Raw genomic sequence first — 16,023 nt, 5'->3', positions numbered from 1 at the left:
TTATTCCCTCCATTTTTCACCCCCTCCATTTTATTTGAAAAGATAACACAAATAGCCATGAAGACTTCATTGTTTGCTATGCTGATCAGCTTGATTTTCTTAACAGCCGCTGCTCCGGTTCAGGCAGCGGTAGCAGTTCCGGAGGCAGCTTTGTCCCAAAAAGAACAGCGCACCCTTCGTCAGTTTGACCGGCAACAAAAGCGATTGGAAAAGCGCGTGGAACGTTGGAAAGAACGGGCACAAAGAAAGGTAGCGTCCGGAAACAACGCCGGCAAGCGCACCCTGAGCCTTATTTTAGGGAGTGCACTGCTTGTAGGCGGTATCGTATTGGGTGTTATTGCTTTTGGCGGTTCAGCAGGAGGCTTTTTCTTTTTCCTTGCGGGGCTTCTGTTGGTGGGCGCAGTAATCCTGCTGCTTTTCGCGCTTTTGAAAAAAGATAAGCAAACAGAAGATTAAGCTGGGGATTGTTTAGCCCCCCATTTCCTTTCTCAGGTCTTCCATTTGGCTATGCCAAAGCTGCTTTTGATCATCAACTTCATCGTCATCGCAGAAGTCCGTAATGACTAAAATGGTTTCGCCGGTAACCGGAGACTTTGAGATATCAAACTCAAGATATTCTTCTTCTTCTGCCTCCTCCCACCGAAAGCGAAGTTTTTCGTTTTCGATGTCTTCGATCAGTTCGGCTTCTTCTTCGGATCCGCTCCACGAGAAGGTATAGGTCTCTCCCTGAATGTCTACTTCATCACAAAACCAACGGACGAGGCAGGAAGGCGTGGTAAAGAACTTGTAGACGATAGCCGGAGAAGCTTTGAAGATGAATTCTAAGGTAAATTTAACTCTTTCCATGTGCAGTAGGGTTATTGGAAAATCAGGCAGGAAGAATGACGGAGAAGGGGGAAGGCCTGTTGAACATTCGATTGTGCCAACAAGCTTTGCTTCAAATACCGCTACACATCCTATGCTGCCCCACAATAAAGAATAAAAAAATGATTTTTCCAAAAATAAAGGCTCCTCCCCTCCTATGCCCGCCCCATAACAAATAAGGGTGCAACAACCCAAAGCCAAACACCATGCGCACGAAGCCTGCCTTAGCAAAATTTTCAATCCTCTTTTCAGGTTTTTGGATTGCAGGAAACTATCTTAGCCGTTGTGGCGTTGCTTGTATGTAAGTTAAGCCTATATTAAGAGGCTATTGACTTCAAGGCAAAAAAGCCTTATTTTTGTGGGCTGTAAGCCGTTTAAGAACCAAGGCATTTGTAAAGCAGGGCATAAAAACTATGCAGGTAATTCAAGCAACACTTTTTTCCGACCACGGCATTTGCCTGGCTTACGTGATTGAATCCCACCATATCTACTCCGGTTTGCACCGTACAGAACACTACCTTTGTAAACATTAATTAAATTTAGCGTACATGAGACAGCTTAAGATTACTAAGTCTATTACTAATCGTGAGAGTCAATCCCTGGAAAAATACCTTCAGGAGATTGGCAAGGTAGACTTGTTGACTCCAGAGGAGGAAGTGGATCTCGCCAAACGAATCAAGCAGGGCGATCAGGCAGCTCTGGAGAAGCTGACCAAAGCCAACTTGCGCTTCGTTGTATCCGTAGCCAAGCAATATCAGAATCAAGGTCTCTCTCTAAGTGACCTTATTAATGAAGGTAACCTGGGACTGATCAAGGCCGCTCAGCGTTTTGATGAGACCCGTGGTTTCAAATTTATTTCCTACGCCGTTTGGTGGATTCGGCAGTCCATCCTGCAGGCACTGGCAGAGCAGTCCCGTATTGTTCGCCTGCCTCTAAACAAAGTGGGTTCTCTAAACAAGATCAACAAAGCCTTCTCTGAGCTTGAGCAGGAATACGAGCGTGAACCATCCGCAGACGAACTGGCAGAAACATTGGAAATTGCTACCGAGGAAGTGGAAACCACCCTTGGGGTAGCCGCCCGACACGTTTCCATGGATGCTCCTTTCGTGGAAGGGGAAGACAACTCCCTGCTCGATGTGCTTGAGAACAGCAGCACTCCGAATACAGACTCCAAGCTGGATTATAAAGAATCACTGCGCCGCGAAATTGAGCGCTCCCTGAGTACGCTAACGGAGCGTCAGTGCGATGTGATTAAGCTTTACTTTGGCATTGGTGTAGAGCACCCTATGTCACTGGAAGATATCGGCGAGAAGTTTGGCCTGACACGGGAGCGTGTCCGCCAAATCAAGGACAAGGCCATCAACAAGCTGCGTTCCGCGAACCGGAGCAAGCTGTTGAAGTCTTACCTTGGCGCTTAATTTGTAACAGACTTAGTACCACATATAAAACGGGGCAGCGGATATCCGCTGCCCCGTTCTTTTTTTGCCCGTTCAGACCGTTTTACCCAAACAGGCTCTCTCCGTCCATGTCCTCTGGAGCATCCATGCCCAAAATCTCCAAAATGGTAGGCGCAATATCGCCCAGCTTTCCATCCCTGACCTTGCGCCCGTGCGTGTCGGCGGCAATATAGAAAACCGGAACCGGGTTGGTGGTATGCGCGGTATGCGGCGAGCCGTCAGCGTTGACCATGAAGTCGGAATTGCCATGGTCCGCAATCACTATGGCTTCGTAGTTGTATTCCTGTGCCTTCTCAATGAGGCGCCTCAGGCTTTTGTCTACCGTTTCTACAGCAATTTTCGCGGCTTCAAAGTCACCGGTGTGCCCAACCATATCAGCGTTGGCATAATTCAGGCAGATGAAGTCCGGTTGATTATCGTCTATATCCGCAATGATGGCATCAGTGACTTCCACTGCGCTCATTTCCGGCTTCAGGTCGTAGGTAGCTACTTTTGGGGAAGGTATAAGAATGCGGTTTTCTCCTTCAAATTCCTGCTCCCTGCCACCGTTGAAGAAGAAGGTAACGTGGGGGTATTTCTCCGTTTCTGCAATGCGGGTTTGGGTAAGCCCGGCTTTGGAAATAACTTCTCCCAGGGTATTTTCGATGTCTTTTTTGTGTAGCATCACATTGACGCCCTTGTAGGTCTCATCGTAGCGGGTCATCGTGACGTAGTGCAGCGGCAGCGTATGCATGCCGTGGTCGGACAAATCTTCCTGCGTGAGGACAATCGTCAGCTGACGGGGGCGGTCGGTACGGAAGTTGAAGAAGACCACTGCATCATCCTCCTGAATGGTGGCTACCGGATTCCCATCCTCGTTGGAGCAGATAATTGGCTTCAGGAACTCATCCGTCTCACCAGACTCGTAGCGGTTTTGGATGGTGGCCAGGGCATCCTGCGTAGCTTCTCCCTTGGCATTGACGAGCGCATCATAGGCTATCCGGGTACGCTCCCAACGCTTGTCCCGGTCCATAGCATAATACCGCCCGACTACAGAAGCCAGCTGTACCGGCTTGCCCTTTACGTGGTCCAGGACCTCCTTTAGGAAGCCTTTTCCACTCTTGGGGTCCGTATCCCGCCCATCGGTGAAGGCGTGGATGTAGATTTTTTCCAATCCAAAGTCAGCAGCAGCGTCACAAAGTGCCATCAGGTGGCGGTGGTGCGAATGTACGCCTCCATCAGAAACAAGGCCCATGAAGTGGAGCGCCTTGCCGTTGTCTTTGGCATACTGCATGGCTTCGACAAGCGTTTCGTTTTGCTGCAATTCTCCGTCGCGAATAGCTTTATTGATACGCGCGAGCTCCTGATATACAATCCGGCCGGCGCCAATATTAAGGTGACCGACTTCAGAATTGCCCATCTGCCCCTCCGGCAAACCGACCTGCTCACCGAAGGTCGTCAGTTCTGCATTAGGGTACTGATCATAAAGGCTGTCTACAAATGGCGTATTGCCCTGGGCAATCGCGCTGACTTTCGGGTCCGGGCCATGGCCCCAACCATCAAGGATTACGAGTAATGCACGAGTTTTCTTCATGCTAACAAATGTAGCAAACCGAAAGCATTATGGCAAGCTTCGTGTGGATTAAACACTAATACAGCAGCGTATTTTTTGTAAATCTAAATTTACTTTTTGTAAAACAAACTTGACATTAAGTAAATCTTAGATTACATTTGAATAAAAAACTATGTGGACCAACAATTTTTTATTGCCCCACCGATTCAAGCGCATGGGTTGGGCGCTCCTAGTCCCTTCCCTTGCTTTGGGCATAGCGTATCTGATCTGGGAGCCGACTCCTGCATTTCTAGATTGGAATGTATTTTGCATTGCAACTGAAGAAGGGATCGGACTTTTTGACGATGAAAGGAAGTTTTTCTTCTGGATGGAGAACAACGTATATGATGAGCTGGTAAGCCTGTTAATCATTTTCAGTGCTGGTATAGTTGCTTTTTCCGGGTCTGCGCAGGAAGATGAGTTTGTGCAGCGGATCCGTTTAGAATCCCTGGTATGGGCGACGTATGCCAATTATGGTGTTCTTATTTTCGCAATTATTTTCATTTACGGCTTCCCGTTTTTCTGGGTCATCGTGGTCAACATGTTTACGTTGCTATTATTCTTTATAGTCCGTTTTCATTGGATGATGCACCGTGCCGAAAAAGAGATGAACTATGAAGAATAAGCTAAAAATAGAACGGGCCCGGCATAATCTCACACAGGCAGCCCTGGCTGAGAAGGCAAAAGTTAGCCGGCAAACGATCAATGCCATTGAATCCGGAAAGTATGTCCCTTCTACCGTTCTGGCACTGCGCCTGTCTGCAATCTTTGAATTACCGGTCAATGCCCTTTTCGAGCTGGAAGAGGAGGATTGGGAGTGAAGGAGGCACATTCAAAAAAAATGGTGGCACCTTGATCCATTTCAGGGCGCCACCATACTCTAGCTAAGTTTTAGAATAAACTAACTTAGGCCTTCTCCACCTGAATCTGCACTTTCACTTCTCCGGGAAGCTCAATTTCCTGCCCATTGGCCACATCAGCTGACAGTTGCAGGTCTGCCGTCAGGGTTTCGGCTTTGATGTAGTCGCCAAATTGCGCTACGGCGGAGGCTACGGCATCGGCTTGCTCCATGACGACCTTAATTTTATCGGTCACCTCGAAGCCGCTGTCTTTGCGGATATTCTGGATCCGGTTGACGATATCACGTGCCATGCCTTCTGCTTCCAGTTCAGGCGTCAGGGTGATGTCCAGGGCTACCGTGAGCGGACCGTCGTTGGCGACGAGGAGCCCGGGGATATCCTCGGCGGTGATTTCGAAATCCTCCAGCGTTAGCTCATAGGTATTGCCGTTCGCAGCCAGCGTGTACTTGCCGGTTTGCTCGATGTTGGCGATATCCTCCTGTGACATACTGTTGATCTCCTGCGCAGCCACTTTCATGTCTTTGCCCAGGCGACGGCCGAGGGTTTTGAAGTTCGGCTTGATGCGCTTTTTCAGGACACCCGACGTATCGTCCAGGTACTCGATATCTTTCACGTTGACCTCTCCGGCGATGAGCGGCTTGACTTTGTCCACTTGTTCCTGGAAAGACTTATCCAGCACCGGCAGCATGATTTTTTGCAGGGGCTGCCGTACCCGGAGGTCTTCTTTTTTACGCAAAGCGAAAGTCAGGGAGGAAATCCGCTGGGCGTAGTCCATGCGCTGCTCCAGGGGTTTGTCGATTTTGGACGTATCGGCAGTTGGGAAATCCGCCAAATGGACCGACTCATGGTTTTCCAGCTGAGTGGCCTGATTGAGGTTCCGGTAGAGCCAGTCGCCGAAGAAAGGGGAGATGGGCGATAGCAGTTTCGAGACGGTTACCAGACATTCGTAGAGGGTCTGATAAGCCGCGAGTTTATCAGCATCCATCTCTGCGGTTTTGCCGTTCTGCTGCTGAGACGGCTTCCAGAACCGGCGGCGGCACAGGCGGACGTACCAGTTGCTCAGATTGTCTACCACAAAGGTCTGAATCTTGCGGGCAGCCTGAGTTGGCTCGTAATTACTGTAGTCCTCATCCACCTCTTTCACCAGGCTGTTAAGCAGGCTGATGATCCAACGATCGATTTCCTGACGGTCAGCTAGTGGCAGCTGTGGCTTACTATTGTCAAACTGATCGATATTCGCGTAAAGCGAAAAGAAGGAATAGGTGTTGTATAGGGTGCCGAAGAACTTCCGCTGCACCTCCCCTACTCCATCGAGGGAAAACTTGAGGTTGTCCCAGGGGTTGGCATTCGCCATCATGTACCAGCGTACGGCATCCGCGCCGTACTCTTCAATCGCGCCGAAGGGGTCAACCACATTGCCCTTACTTTTGGACATTTTATTACCATCCGCATCGAGCACCAGACCATTAGATACGACATTCTGATATGCCACACTGTCAAAGACCATCGTGGCGATCGCGTGCAGGGTATAGAACCAGCCGCGGGTTTGGTCAACGCCCTCTGCAATGAAGTTAGCCGGGAACTTGCGCTCAAATACGTCTTTGTTCTCAAACGGATAGTGCCACTGCGCGTAGGGCATGGAGCCGGAGTCGAACCACACATCGATAAGGTCTGGCTCGCGGCGCATTTCCTGCCCGCTTTCGGATACCAGGACAACATCGTCGATGTAGGGACGGTGCAGGTCCTCCGGCACTTCCTGGCTTAGGCCGAGTGCCTGATTGGCTTTCTCAATTTCCCTGCGCAACTCTTCCACAGAACCGATGCACTTCTCCTCTTTCGCATCTTCAGTACGCCAGATGGGGAGCGGAATGCCCCAATAGCGGGAGCGGGAGAGGTTCCAGTCCTGCAGGTTCTCCAGCCATTTGCCAAAGCGGTTTTCACCGGTAGAGGCCGGCTTCCAGTTGATCGTTTTATTGAGTTCGTACATACGCTCCTTGGCTGCGGTGGCTTTCACAAACCAGCTGTCGAGTGGGTAGTAAAGCACAGGGCGGTCGGTACGCCAGCAGTGTGGGTAGGAGTGCAGGTATTTTTCAGAGTGGAACAATTTGTTCTCTTCCTTGAGCTTGATAACGATATCGGCATCGACCGGGCGTTCTTCCTTCTGCCCGTAGTCTTTGACGTAGCGGCCAGCGAAATCGGCCACTTCCTGTACAAAGCGCCCCTGCCGGTCCACGAGAGGCATATTATTGCCACCTTCGTCTTTGACCATCAGTGGTGGAATGCCGTACTTGGCCGCCACCTGAAAGTCATCCGCACCAAAAGTAGGCGCGATGTGGACGATACCGGTACCATCCTCTGTTGAGACGAAGTCGCCCAGCAGCACTTTAAAAGCCGGCTTGTCAGGCTGCACATAGGGCATCAGTTGCTCATACTCCATGCCTTCCAGCTCGCTGCCTTTAACCTCTCCAAGGATTTCCAGGTACGGGATGGGCTTATTGCCTGCCTTTACCTCCTCTGATTTCAGGCCAGGATTGGCTTCCGTGAAGTAGTTATTCAGGCGGTCTTTGGCGAGGATAACCGTACCCGGCTGACCGGTGTAGCGGTTGTAGGCGCGCACCTTGACATAGGTGATGTTTTTACCTACCGCCAGAGCGGTGTTTGAAGGCAGCGTCCAGGGCGTGGTGGTCCAGGCCAGGAAATATTCGTCTTCCGTGCCCTTGATTTTGAATTGGGCGATGGCGGAGATATCCTTGATATCCTGATAGGTGCCGGGCATATTCAGCTCATGGGAGCTCAGACCAGTACCGGCAGCAGGTGAGAAAGGCTGAATGGTAAAGCCTTTGTAAAGCAGGCCTTTGTTGTACAGCTGCTGCAGCAACCACCAAACCGTTTCGATATAGTCATTTTCGAAGGTGATGTAGGGATCATCAAGGTCTACCCAATAGCCCATTTTGCGGGTGATGTTGTCCCACATATCTTTGTAGCGCATCACCGTTTCCCGGCACTTGGCGTTGTACTCCTCGACTGTGATTTTGGTGCCGATGTCCTCTTTGGTGATGCCGAGCTCTTTCTCCACATTCAGTTCGATAGGCAGGCCGTGGGTGTCCCATCCGCCTTTACGCTCCACGCGCTGCCCCTTCATGCTATGGTAGCGGCAGAAGAGGTCCTTAACGGTACGGGCCATCACGTGGTGGATACCGGGCTTCCCGTTGGCTGAAGGAGGCCCCTCGTAGAAAACGAAGTTGTTTTCAGCCGGGCGCTGTTCCACACTTTTATTAAAGATATCATGGTCCTCCCAGAATTTGAGGATATCCTGATCGATTTCCGGGAGGTTGAGCTTTTTGTATTCTTTATACATGTTTCCTGTTTATCCGATTTTGTGTCTGCTAACTCGTTCGACTTATAAACCTGCTTTTGATGCCAAATCAAGTCTGATAATGCCTAGCACTTCTTTACCTTACAGCAGTTGAAGCCCCAGTTTTTCGAGAGGTATAAAATCCTTGTCTTTCTGCAACAGCCTGAAGCCGCTTTCGATACAAAACGTACCGATTATCATATCGGTGGTTTTCCTCACCGTTATCCCTTGTTTTCTAAGCCTTCTAAAGTTAACAGCAGACTGAAGTGCTATCGGTTTAGTCGACATATTGAAAATGACTAGCTTATCCAGGGCATCTTTTGCCTTTAAAAAATCATCATCTGATCTGAACCCCTGCAGGACTTCAGCATAAATGATATTCCCGATCCCAACAGGTTCTGCCCCAAGCAGATCGTGTAGTTTATCCGTTTGAGTATTGCTTTGACCATTAAAGTAATCGACCCAAACAGAACTGTCCACTATAATCATGGGTCAGTCCTCATTGCATCCAAGTCTCCCTCCCAATTGAGCTTACCCCGAAGTGATTTAATACTTTTTTGTTGCAGGAGTTGGACAAATGCTTTCAAAGCTTCTTCCACCACTTCTTTTTGTGTCCCTAAGCCACTTAATTGCAGGGCAGACTGCACAAGCTGATCATCAACCTTAACCTTGACTTCCATAATTTTGAGTTTATATGTTCCGGTTAAGATAAACCGGCGCAAAAATAAAAAAAAAGCGCTGCCGAACCTTATCCGACAGCGCTTTCCTGATGTATCAGGCGTTACAAAAACATCAGCAGCCTGGCGGATGAGCCGGAGCGGTAATAATGCTGATAATTATGGTAGCGGCTTGATACATACGTCGTAAACGATTATTTTACAATTTTAAGATTTTTCACTCACAAAAGCAAGCAGATTTTGTACCGGCTTGACCGAACCGCATTCAAACAGCAAACTGCAGCGGAGGCTGATGACCAACTTGCCTATTGGCTTGCTAAAGCCCCTAAGGAGCGGTTGCGCGCCTTGCTGTACCTAAATGCACAGGTATATGGCCTTGCACAAAGTGGCCCACCGAAAATGGATAAATCTGCCTTTAAAGCCCGGCGTCGGATGAAGAGCAATTACCTCTATCAGGATTTTCTGGAATTTATTCAAGCCCTGAACCAAAATAAAGTTGAATACATACTTGCCGGGGGCTATGCAGTGGTACTGCATGGTTATCAAAGGAGCACTGGCGATTTAGATATTTGGGTAAACCCAACACTAGAAAATTACAATCACCTGCTTGGTGCTTTCGATGATTTCCGGATGCCCATTTTTGATATGAGTGAAGAGAATTTCCTGCAAACCGGAGAAATGGATGTCTTTACCTTCGGGGTTCCACCCATAGCTATCGATATTATGACTCAAGTGAAAGGACTGGAGTTCAGCAAAGCTTTTGCTCAGGCAGACGTCTTCAACCTGGGGGATGACCTTTCTGTCAAAATGCTCTGCCTGGAGGATTTAATTGCTGCTAAAAAAGCAGCCGGCAGGGCTAAAGACTTTAATGACATCCGGCACTTAACTTCTAATCCGGACGTTTAGCGCAAAACCCCAGCCATCGGAACCGGGTACTTCCTTACTCCACTACTGTCGCAATGGTAACACAGCTGCAACTGCCTGCTTAAGCGTATACCGTTCTTCTGCTTCCAGAGTCATATGCCCTAAGAGCTCTTTTTCCAGATATTGCATTACAGCTTCCGGATTACCGGATGATAGTTGTTGTTGAAACCCCTGAATCGCAGTTAGCGGCAAATCAGTAAACTCCGCCAGCTCCGGGGCTTCCATTTGCGGGAATTTAGCCGCCGTTTTTAATAAGTGAAGAACGCGCTCCCACTGACGACCCTCCTGACGGCCTTCCTGACGAACTTCTTCCTTTAGCATTTCTAAGGTACTCATTGCTTCTGGTTTTGTTGTAAAGGTTAAGTTTTCCAAGGCTTCCATGAACTGCGCAGGAGAACGCTCCATAACAGCAAGGGTGAACGTCATCACTGCTTCCATACGCTCTCCTTTTATTCCTTCTAAGATAGCAGTAATGTATTGTAAAATCAACTGTGGGCGGTGCCGCAACCCCATGGAAAGCATCGCACTTCGAAAGTAGCTTAGCTCAAGCTTCAATAATTCTTCGGGGGCTATCTTCGAAATATCAGTGAATAAGAAACGAAAATCAGGAAGATAGGGTTCTACTTGATCGAAATAGGGACTTTCAGCAAATATTTCTTTCCCATTGCTTGCTTAAAGAAACGGTCGTCAGGCTGGAAAACTTCCTTTTTCCGGTTCATAATTGAGGAGCTATCATTAGTGATTTTTAAAATTAGCTTTTATTGTTTTATTATCCAAAAATAAAACACAAAAAAACACAAAACCTGCGAAGGCAATGCTAAGTCCCGGCAGACACGCTGGCATTTCACAACATATCCCGAAAAATCCTGTCTCCCTTCCATCCTAATCCCCTTATCTTTGTTCCCTGTTTATAAACAATACCTCTATGCTCAAAACCGAAAACCTGGGCTACGCCTATGCCGGCAGCCCGCCGCTCCGATTTCCAAACATTGACTGCGCCAAAGGCGAGCACTGGCTGGTGCTGGGGGAGTCCGGCAGTGGGAAAACGACCCTGCTCCACCTTTTGGGCGGGCTGCTCTCTCCAAAGGAAGGCCGCATCGTACTGGGCGATACAGAGATGAACCAACTTTCCCGCAGTGCCCTCGATCAGTTCCGCGGACAGCATATCGGCATTATTTTCCAAACGGCGCACTTTGTGCAGAGCCTCAGCGTGGGCGACAACCTGGCACTCGCCCAGAGCCTGGCGGGCATGAAGGTAAACAGGGAGCGCATTCGCGAACTGCTTAGCCGGCTGGGGCTGGAGCACAAACTGCGGTCCAAGCCTTCCCAGTTGAGCGTAGGTGAAAAACAGCGGGCATCCATAGCCAGGGCCATCATCAATCAGCCGGCGGTCATCCTTGCCGATGAGCCAACCTCAGCCCTGGACGACAGCAACTGCAAACAGGTCATTGAGCTGCTGGAAGAACAGGCACAAGCCGTAGACGCCACCCTACTGGTCGTCACCCACGACGCCCGCCTCAAAGACCACATTTCCCACCAAATCTCAATCGACTAGCGCATGAACCTCTTAAAACTGAGCTGGAAAAACCTGACCAATAAACCGCTAAATATGCTCCTCAGCCTCGTCCTCTTCGGGCTGGGCGTGGGCCTTATCTCCCTTCTACTCGTGCTGAATGACCAACTGCAGGAAAAGTTTGAAAAAAATCTGGCCGGCGTCGACCTGGTCATCGGCGCCAAAGGCAGCCCCCTGCAGCTCATCCTCAGCAGCATGTACCATATTGATGCGCCTACCGGGAATATCCCTATTAAAGCGGCGACTCCTTTCCTGCGGGAAGGACATCCCATTATCGAAACCAGCATCCCTTTGTCATTGGGCGACAGCCACCGTGGCTTCCGGGTGGTGGGTACGGAACCGGAAATACTGGATCTGTACAATGCCCGGATAGCCGAAGGGCAAATGTGGAGCAAGACCCTGGAGGTGGTTGCCGGCGCTGCTGTAGCCGATGAACTGGGGCTTAAGATCGGGGATACTTTTAAGAGTTCCCATGGATTTGATCAAAATGAGGACCTCATTCACGAGGACGCAGAGTCGTTTATTATTGTGGGCATTCTTGCACCTACAGGTTCCGTGATTGACCAACTGCTGCTCACCCGATTCTCCAGCCCCTGGGCCGTGCACGAACATGGACACGAGGATGAAGAAGCGCTTAACCAAGAGGAAGACGATCCCGATCATGAAGGGCACAGCCACGAAGATCATGACCACGAGGGGCACGATCACGGCGATAGCGAACACCGTCACGACCACAGTTCCGGCAACGCCGAACCCTACCCTGAAGACCTGCTGGCCTACAAAGACAAGCAAATCACCTCCATCCTGGTGAAGTTTAAAGGGCACAACATACAGGCGCTCAATATGCAGCGCGCCATCAACGAAAACACCGAGATGCAGGCCGCCACACCTGCCATTGAAATCAACCGCCTCTATGCCCTAATGGGCACTGGTACGAAAGCCTTACGCTGGCTGGCTATAGTGATCATCATTGTCTCCGGGCTGAGTATTTTCATTTCGCTATACAGTTCCCTCAAGGAACGGCGCTACGAGCTGGCGCTGATGCGGGTAATGGGGGCTTCCCGGGGCAGGCTGCTGGCGCTGATCATACTGGAAGGGCTGCTGCTGGCGGTGCTGGGATACCTGCTGGGCATGGCGCTCAGTCATGGCGCTATGTACCTGCTGGCAGATCAGATGAAGGAAACATACCAATACACCTTCTCCTGGACCAACTTTTTGGTGGAGGAAGCCTACCTGCTGGGCGGCGCACTGCTAATCGGTTTGGTAGCCGCATTGATACCCGCTTTGCAGGTGCAGGGGATGGACATCTCGGATACGCTGGCGGATGGGTAAGCCTTGTTAAAAAGCACGCTGTTTGGGTTTGCTGAACCCAACTGTTCTGCTATCTTTATCCGCTCAACTTAAAAACCGCCTATGTCTGACGAAAAAATTATTTTTTCGATGGAAGGGGTCTCCAAGACCTTCCCTCCATCCAAAAAGGTTCTAAATAATATCTGGCTGAGCTTCTTCTACGGCGCCAAAATTGGCGTGCTTGGCCTCAACGGCTCCGGTAAGTCTACCCTGCTCAAGATCATTGCAGGCAAGGATGAGAACTACGAAGGCAAAATCAGCTTTGACGGCAGCTACAAGATCGGCATGCTGGAGCAGGAACCGGAGCTCGATCCGGATAAGACGGTGCGCGAAGTGGTGGAAGAAGGCGTGCAGGATATTGTCGACCTGCTCAAAGCCTACGAAGCCATCAACCTGAAATTCTCGGAGCCCATGAGCGACGATGAGATGAATAAACTCATTGAGCAGCAGGGCGATATGATGGAACAGCTCGAACACCAAAATGCCTGGGAGCTGGACAACCGCATCAACACCGCAATGGAAGCCCTGCGCTGCCCGCCCGATGATGCGCCCGTCAGCGTGCTCTCAGGTGGAGAACGCCGCCGGGTGGCCCTGGCGCGCCTGCTACTGAGCAACCCGGATATCCTGCTCCTCGATGAGCCCACCAACCACCTCGATGCTGAATCGGTGGACTGGCTGGAACAATACCTGCAAAACTTCCCCGGTACGGTCATCGCTGTGACCCACGACCGCTACTTCCTGGATAATGTGGCGGGCTGGATTCTGGAGCTCGACCGGGGTGAAGGCATTCCATGGAAAGGGAACTACTCTTCCTGGCTGGAGCAGAAAGCCAAGCGCCTGGAGCAGGAAGAAAAAGCCGAAAGCAAACGCCGCAAAACCCTCCAACGCGAACTGGACTGGATCAAAATGGCACCCAAGGCACGGCAAGCCAAAGGCAAAGCCCGTCTGAACGCTTATGAAAAACTCGCCAGTGAGAGCGGCAAAGAGCAGGAAGCTAAGCTTGAGCTCTACATCCCACCCGGACAACGACTGGGCGATAAAGTCATTGAGCTGAAAGGCGTAACTAAAAAATACGGTGACCGCACCATTTTCGAAAATTTAGACTTGGAAATTCCGCGCAATGCCGTAGTGGGCATCATTGGCCCCAATGGTGCCGGTAAGTCGACGCTCTTCCGGACCATCATGGGCAAGGAAGCACCGGATGCCGGCGAGGTCATTATCGGAGATACTGTGGATCTCTCCTATGTAGATCAAAGCCACGAAGATTTACAGGACGGAGACAAAACCGTTCATCAGGCCATCTCGGATGGGAATGAAATCCTGGAAATTGGCAACCACACCATGAATGCCCGGGCTTACATCAGCCGCTTCAACTTCACGGGCCAGGATCAGCAGAAAAAGCTGGGCGTGCTTTCCGGTGGAGAACGCAACCGGGTACACCTGGCCATGACTCTCAAGGAGGGTGGGAACGTCCTCCTGCTGGATGAGCCGACCAACGATATTGATGTAAACACACTCCGGGCGCTGGAGGATGCGCTGGATAATTTTGCCGGCTGTGTCCTGGTGATTTCACACGACCGCTGGTTTATCGACCGCCTGGCCACGCATATCCTTTCCTTTGACTACGACGAAGAGCCGGTCTTCTTTGAAGGCAATTATTCTCAATATGAAGCCAGGAAAAAAGAAGAGCAGGGCGATAACAAGCCTAAGCGCCCCCGGTTTAAGAATGTAATCAACCGGTAGATTTACCATTGTAAAGGTGCAAAGAAGACGCTTCGGAAAGATGACCGGAGCGTCTTTTGCTTTTTTAGGCTCCTTTGTAAAACTGAGCAGGGTCTACTTCTCCCTTGTCAGGCAGTATAATCTCGAAGTGCAGGTGCGGAGTGGTATACCGCGCATTGCCTGTATTTCCAACACTACCGATCGCCTGCCCTGCATTGACTTCTTCACCGGCTTCCACCCACTGCTCATCGAGGTGGGCGTAAAAAACCATCGTACTGTCCCGAAGCCGCAGCCACACCTGCCTGCCGCCATTGCCGCCATCCTTGACCCGCTCAACTGTTCCTTTTGCAATAGCTAATACCGGCGTGCCCCGGTCTGCCTTGATATCAATGCCTTGATGCTTACGGCCGCCACGGGCATCACCAAACCTGGAAATGATGTGGCGCGGGCTCTTACTGGCCACGGGGAAGAGAAAGGGGTGGTTGCCTGCAAGCACATTTTCAGGCTGATGGCTACTACCCTGAGCTACCTGCACTACGTACTCATGCACAGCTGTTTCAACCTGATGCTCATAACGGCTCCCGCTGCCCATGTAAATGAGTGGGCCAAAAGCCAGGAGCAACAGCAGGAAATAAGTCAGAAGCTTAAAGTTTTCCCAATTCATAGACCGACATAACTGTTTTCGGAGCTGGATTATTGCCAAAAAGGTGAACATGGTCTACTGCTTTAATCCTGAGTCACCTGGTATTTCAAAATGGAGACAAAAAACACCCCGCCGATAATATTACCAATCGTAGACCATAGCTGGGTCACAAAATAATCTGACAGGCTAATTTCATCGGAAGACAGCATACCGGCAAATACCTCTGTGGAGCCAACAATACTATGGTGCAGCCCTCCCAGCCCGATTACAGCAGTTACGATCACGACTACAAAGATGCGGGCGATGGTTTCCTTGGAAGATGTGGCCAGCCAGGACACCAGCCCCATAAGCCAGCCCGCGAGAATGGCGCTTACAAGTATTAAAGGTGCTGAAAAATCAATGAGATGCTTAGCAATATCTTCGAGCGCATCGTAGGTGACTAGCCCCAGCCTTGGCCCAATGTAAGCGATCGCCGCCCCAATAATGTAACCTCCTATGAGATTGCCCAGATAAATAATCCCCCAAATCCTGCTTAGGTCTTTGAGGGACTCCCGCCCGTTTAGAACGGGCAACACAGCTAAAGTGGTATGCTCCGTAAACAGAGCGGAGCGCCCAAGAATGACGAAGATGAAACCAATTGGGTATGCAAGGGCCAGCACAACCTGCATGACCTCCATGGACAACTGGTCATTGAACATGGTGTACAATACACCGATCACCAGCAAGCTAAACCCCAGGTCCAGCCCGGCAGTCAAAGCAGAGAGAAACAGCGCCTTGTTGCTTCGGCGGTACTCCTCCATGCTCTCCTCAATCTGTTCTTTGACGATCCGCTCCATCGACTTTGGCCGGGTCACTGTTTCCTGCGATTCCTTTTTGATTTTTTCTTTCCTTTTGTCCCTACGCAATAGTTTCCTGTTCACATTATTAGTGTTGGTGTACTACAATAGAGCGCAGAAAGCACAATTGATGTTCGAACTCAAAAATTAGCAGTAAACATAGCCCGGCAC

General features: G+C 50.2%; 16 protein-coding genes. 8 read left to right on the top strand and 8 right to left on the bottom strand.

The window, feature by feature from the left end:
- Nucleotides 1–57 precede the first annotated feature (57 nt).
- On the top strand, nucleotides 58–456 hold the full coding sequence (locus tag ACO08I_RS22725; protein WP_282776194.1) for a hypothetical protein: 399 nt from the start codon (nucleotides 58–60) through the stop codon (nucleotides 454–456).
- Between the two features lie 12 nt (nucleotides 457–468).
- Here ACO08I_RS22725 and ACO08I_RS22720 read toward each other — a convergent pair whose 3' ends face one another.
- Nucleotides 469–846: an START-like domain-containing protein gene (locus ACO08I_RS22720; protein WP_044216004.1), complete on the bottom strand. Its 378-nt coding sequence runs from the start codon at nucleotides 844–846 to the stop codon at nucleotides 469–471.
- A gap of 566 nt (nucleotides 847–1,412) precedes the next feature.
- On the opposite strand from ACO08I_RS22720, the gene ACO08I_RS22715 reads away from it, so the two are divergent.
- Nucleotides 1,413–2,282 (top strand): sigma-70 family RNA polymerase sigma factor, encoded by an 870-nt coding sequence (locus ACO08I_RS22715; RefSeq protein ID WP_044149981.1) that lies wholly within the window; start codon nucleotides 1,413–1,415, stop codon nucleotides 2,280–2,282.
- A gap of 82 nt (nucleotides 2,283–2,364) precedes the next feature.
- Here ACO08I_RS22715 and gpmI read toward each other — a convergent pair whose 3' ends face one another.
- Entirely contained in the window at nucleotides 2,365–3,894 is a 1,530-nt protein-coding gene (gene gpmI, locus ACO08I_RS22710) for a 2,3-bisphosphoglycerate-independent phosphoglycerate mutase (protein WP_282776200.1), read from the bottom strand.
- Between the two features lie 151 nt (nucleotides 3,895–4,045).
- Between gpmI and ACO08I_RS22705 the strand changes: the two genes are divergently transcribed.
- A complete protein-coding gene (locus ACO08I_RS22705) occupies nucleotides 4,046–4,537 on the top strand; it encodes a hypothetical protein (protein ID WP_282776201.1) in 492 nt (163 codons plus the stop codon).
- A complete protein-coding gene (locus ACO08I_RS22700) occupies nucleotides 4,527–4,733 on the top strand; it encodes a helix-turn-helix transcriptional regulator (RefSeq protein WP_282776203.1) in 207 nt (68 codons plus the stop codon). The genes ACO08I_RS22705 and ACO08I_RS22700 overlap by 11 nt, the downstream gene beginning before the upstream one ends.
- Before the next feature lie 85 nt (nucleotides 4,734–4,818).
- Here the strand turns inward: ACO08I_RS22700 and ileS are convergent, their stop codons facing one another.
- The 3 genes from ileS to ACO08I_RS22685 all read right to left on the bottom strand — a co-directional run bounded on the left by ileS (nucleotide 4,819) and on the right by ACO08I_RS22685 (nucleotide 8,807).
- Entirely contained in the window at nucleotides 4,819–8,130 is a 3,312-nt protein-coding gene (gene ileS, locus ACO08I_RS22695; RefSeq protein WP_421947188.1) for an isoleucine--tRNA ligase, read from the bottom strand.
- A gap of 99 nt (nucleotides 8,131–8,229) precedes the next feature.
- Complete coding sequence (vapC, locus tag ACO08I_RS22690) at nucleotides 8,230–8,616, bottom strand: type II toxin-antitoxin system VapC family toxin (protein WP_282776205.1); 387 nt, start codon at nucleotides 8,614–8,616, stop codon at nucleotides 8,230–8,232.
- Nucleotides 8,613–8,807 carry a type II toxin-antitoxin system VapB family antitoxin gene (locus tag ACO08I_RS22685; protein WP_282776207.1) on the bottom strand — a complete coding sequence of 65 codons (195 nt, stop codon included), beginning with the start codon at nucleotides 8,805–8,807 and terminating at the stop codon, nucleotides 8,613–8,615. The genes vapC and ACO08I_RS22685 overlap by 4 nt, the downstream gene beginning before the upstream one ends.
- Before the next feature lie 237 nt (nucleotides 8,808–9,044).
- On the opposite strand from ACO08I_RS22685, the gene ACO08I_RS22680 reads away from it, so the two are divergent.
- Nucleotides 9,045–9,710 (top strand): DUF6036 family nucleotidyltransferase, encoded by a 666-nt coding sequence (locus ACO08I_RS22680; RefSeq protein ID WP_282776208.1) that lies wholly within the window; start codon nucleotides 9,045–9,047, stop codon nucleotides 9,708–9,710.
- Nucleotides 9,711–9,752: 42 nt separating this feature from the next.
- Here ACO08I_RS22680 and ACO08I_RS22675 read toward each other — a convergent pair whose 3' ends face one another.
- Nucleotides 9,753–10,166 carry a hypothetical protein gene (locus ACO08I_RS22675; RefSeq protein WP_282776209.1) on the bottom strand — a complete coding sequence of 138 codons (414 nt, stop codon included), beginning with the start codon at nucleotides 10,164–10,166 and terminating at the stop codon, nucleotides 9,753–9,755.
- Nucleotides 10,167–10,653: 487 nt separating this feature from the next.
- Here ACO08I_RS22675 and ACO08I_RS22670 point away from each other — a divergent pair, with 487 nt between their 5' ends.
- From ACO08I_RS22670 to ettA, 3 genes are all read left to right on the top strand, one after another.
- Nucleotides 10,654–11,283 (top strand): ABC transporter ATP-binding protein, encoded by a 630-nt coding sequence (locus ACO08I_RS22670; protein WP_282776211.1) that lies wholly within the window; start codon nucleotides 10,654–10,656, stop codon nucleotides 11,281–11,283.
- A 3-nt stretch (nucleotides 11,284–11,286) separates the two neighbouring features.
- Nucleotides 11,287–12,633: an FtsX-like permease family protein gene (locus tag ACO08I_RS22665; RefSeq protein ID WP_421947187.1), complete on the top strand. Its 1,347-nt coding sequence runs from the start codon at nucleotides 11,287–11,289 to the stop codon at nucleotides 12,631–12,633.
- An 81-nt stretch (nucleotides 12,634–12,714) separates the two neighbouring features.
- Nucleotides 12,715–14,394, top strand: a complete 1,680-nt coding sequence (gene ettA / locus ACO08I_RS22660; RefSeq protein ID WP_282776215.1) for an energy-dependent translational throttle protein EttA — start codon at nucleotides 12,715–12,717, stop codon at nucleotides 14,392–14,394.
- Between the two features lie 64 nt (nucleotides 14,395–14,458).
- Here the strand turns inward: ettA and ACO08I_RS22655 are convergent, their stop codons facing one another.
- Together ACO08I_RS22655 and ACO08I_RS22650 are read right to left on the bottom strand one after the other, a co-directional pair.
- On the bottom strand, nucleotides 14,459–15,037 hold the full coding sequence (locus ACO08I_RS22655; protein ID WP_421947186.1) for a M23 family metallopeptidase: 579 nt from the start codon (nucleotides 15,035–15,037) through the stop codon (nucleotides 14,459–14,461).
- A gap of 62 nt (nucleotides 15,038–15,099) precedes the next feature.
- On the bottom strand, nucleotides 15,100–15,936 hold the full coding sequence (locus ACO08I_RS22650) for a formate/nitrite transporter family protein (RefSeq protein ID WP_282776219.1): 837 nt from the start codon (nucleotides 15,934–15,936) through the stop codon (nucleotides 15,100–15,102).
- Between the last annotated feature and the right edge of the window lie 87 nt (nucleotides 15,937–16,023).

This window comes from Phaeodactylibacter xiamenensis (genome assembly GCF_965229835.1).
Lineage (GTDB): Bacteria > Bacteroidota > Bacteroidia > Chitinophagales > Saprospiraceae > Phaeodactylibacter > Phaeodactylibacter xiamenensis.
Note: the sequence above shows the minus strand (reverse complement) of the source record. Positions and strands in the feature narration are given on the sequence as shown.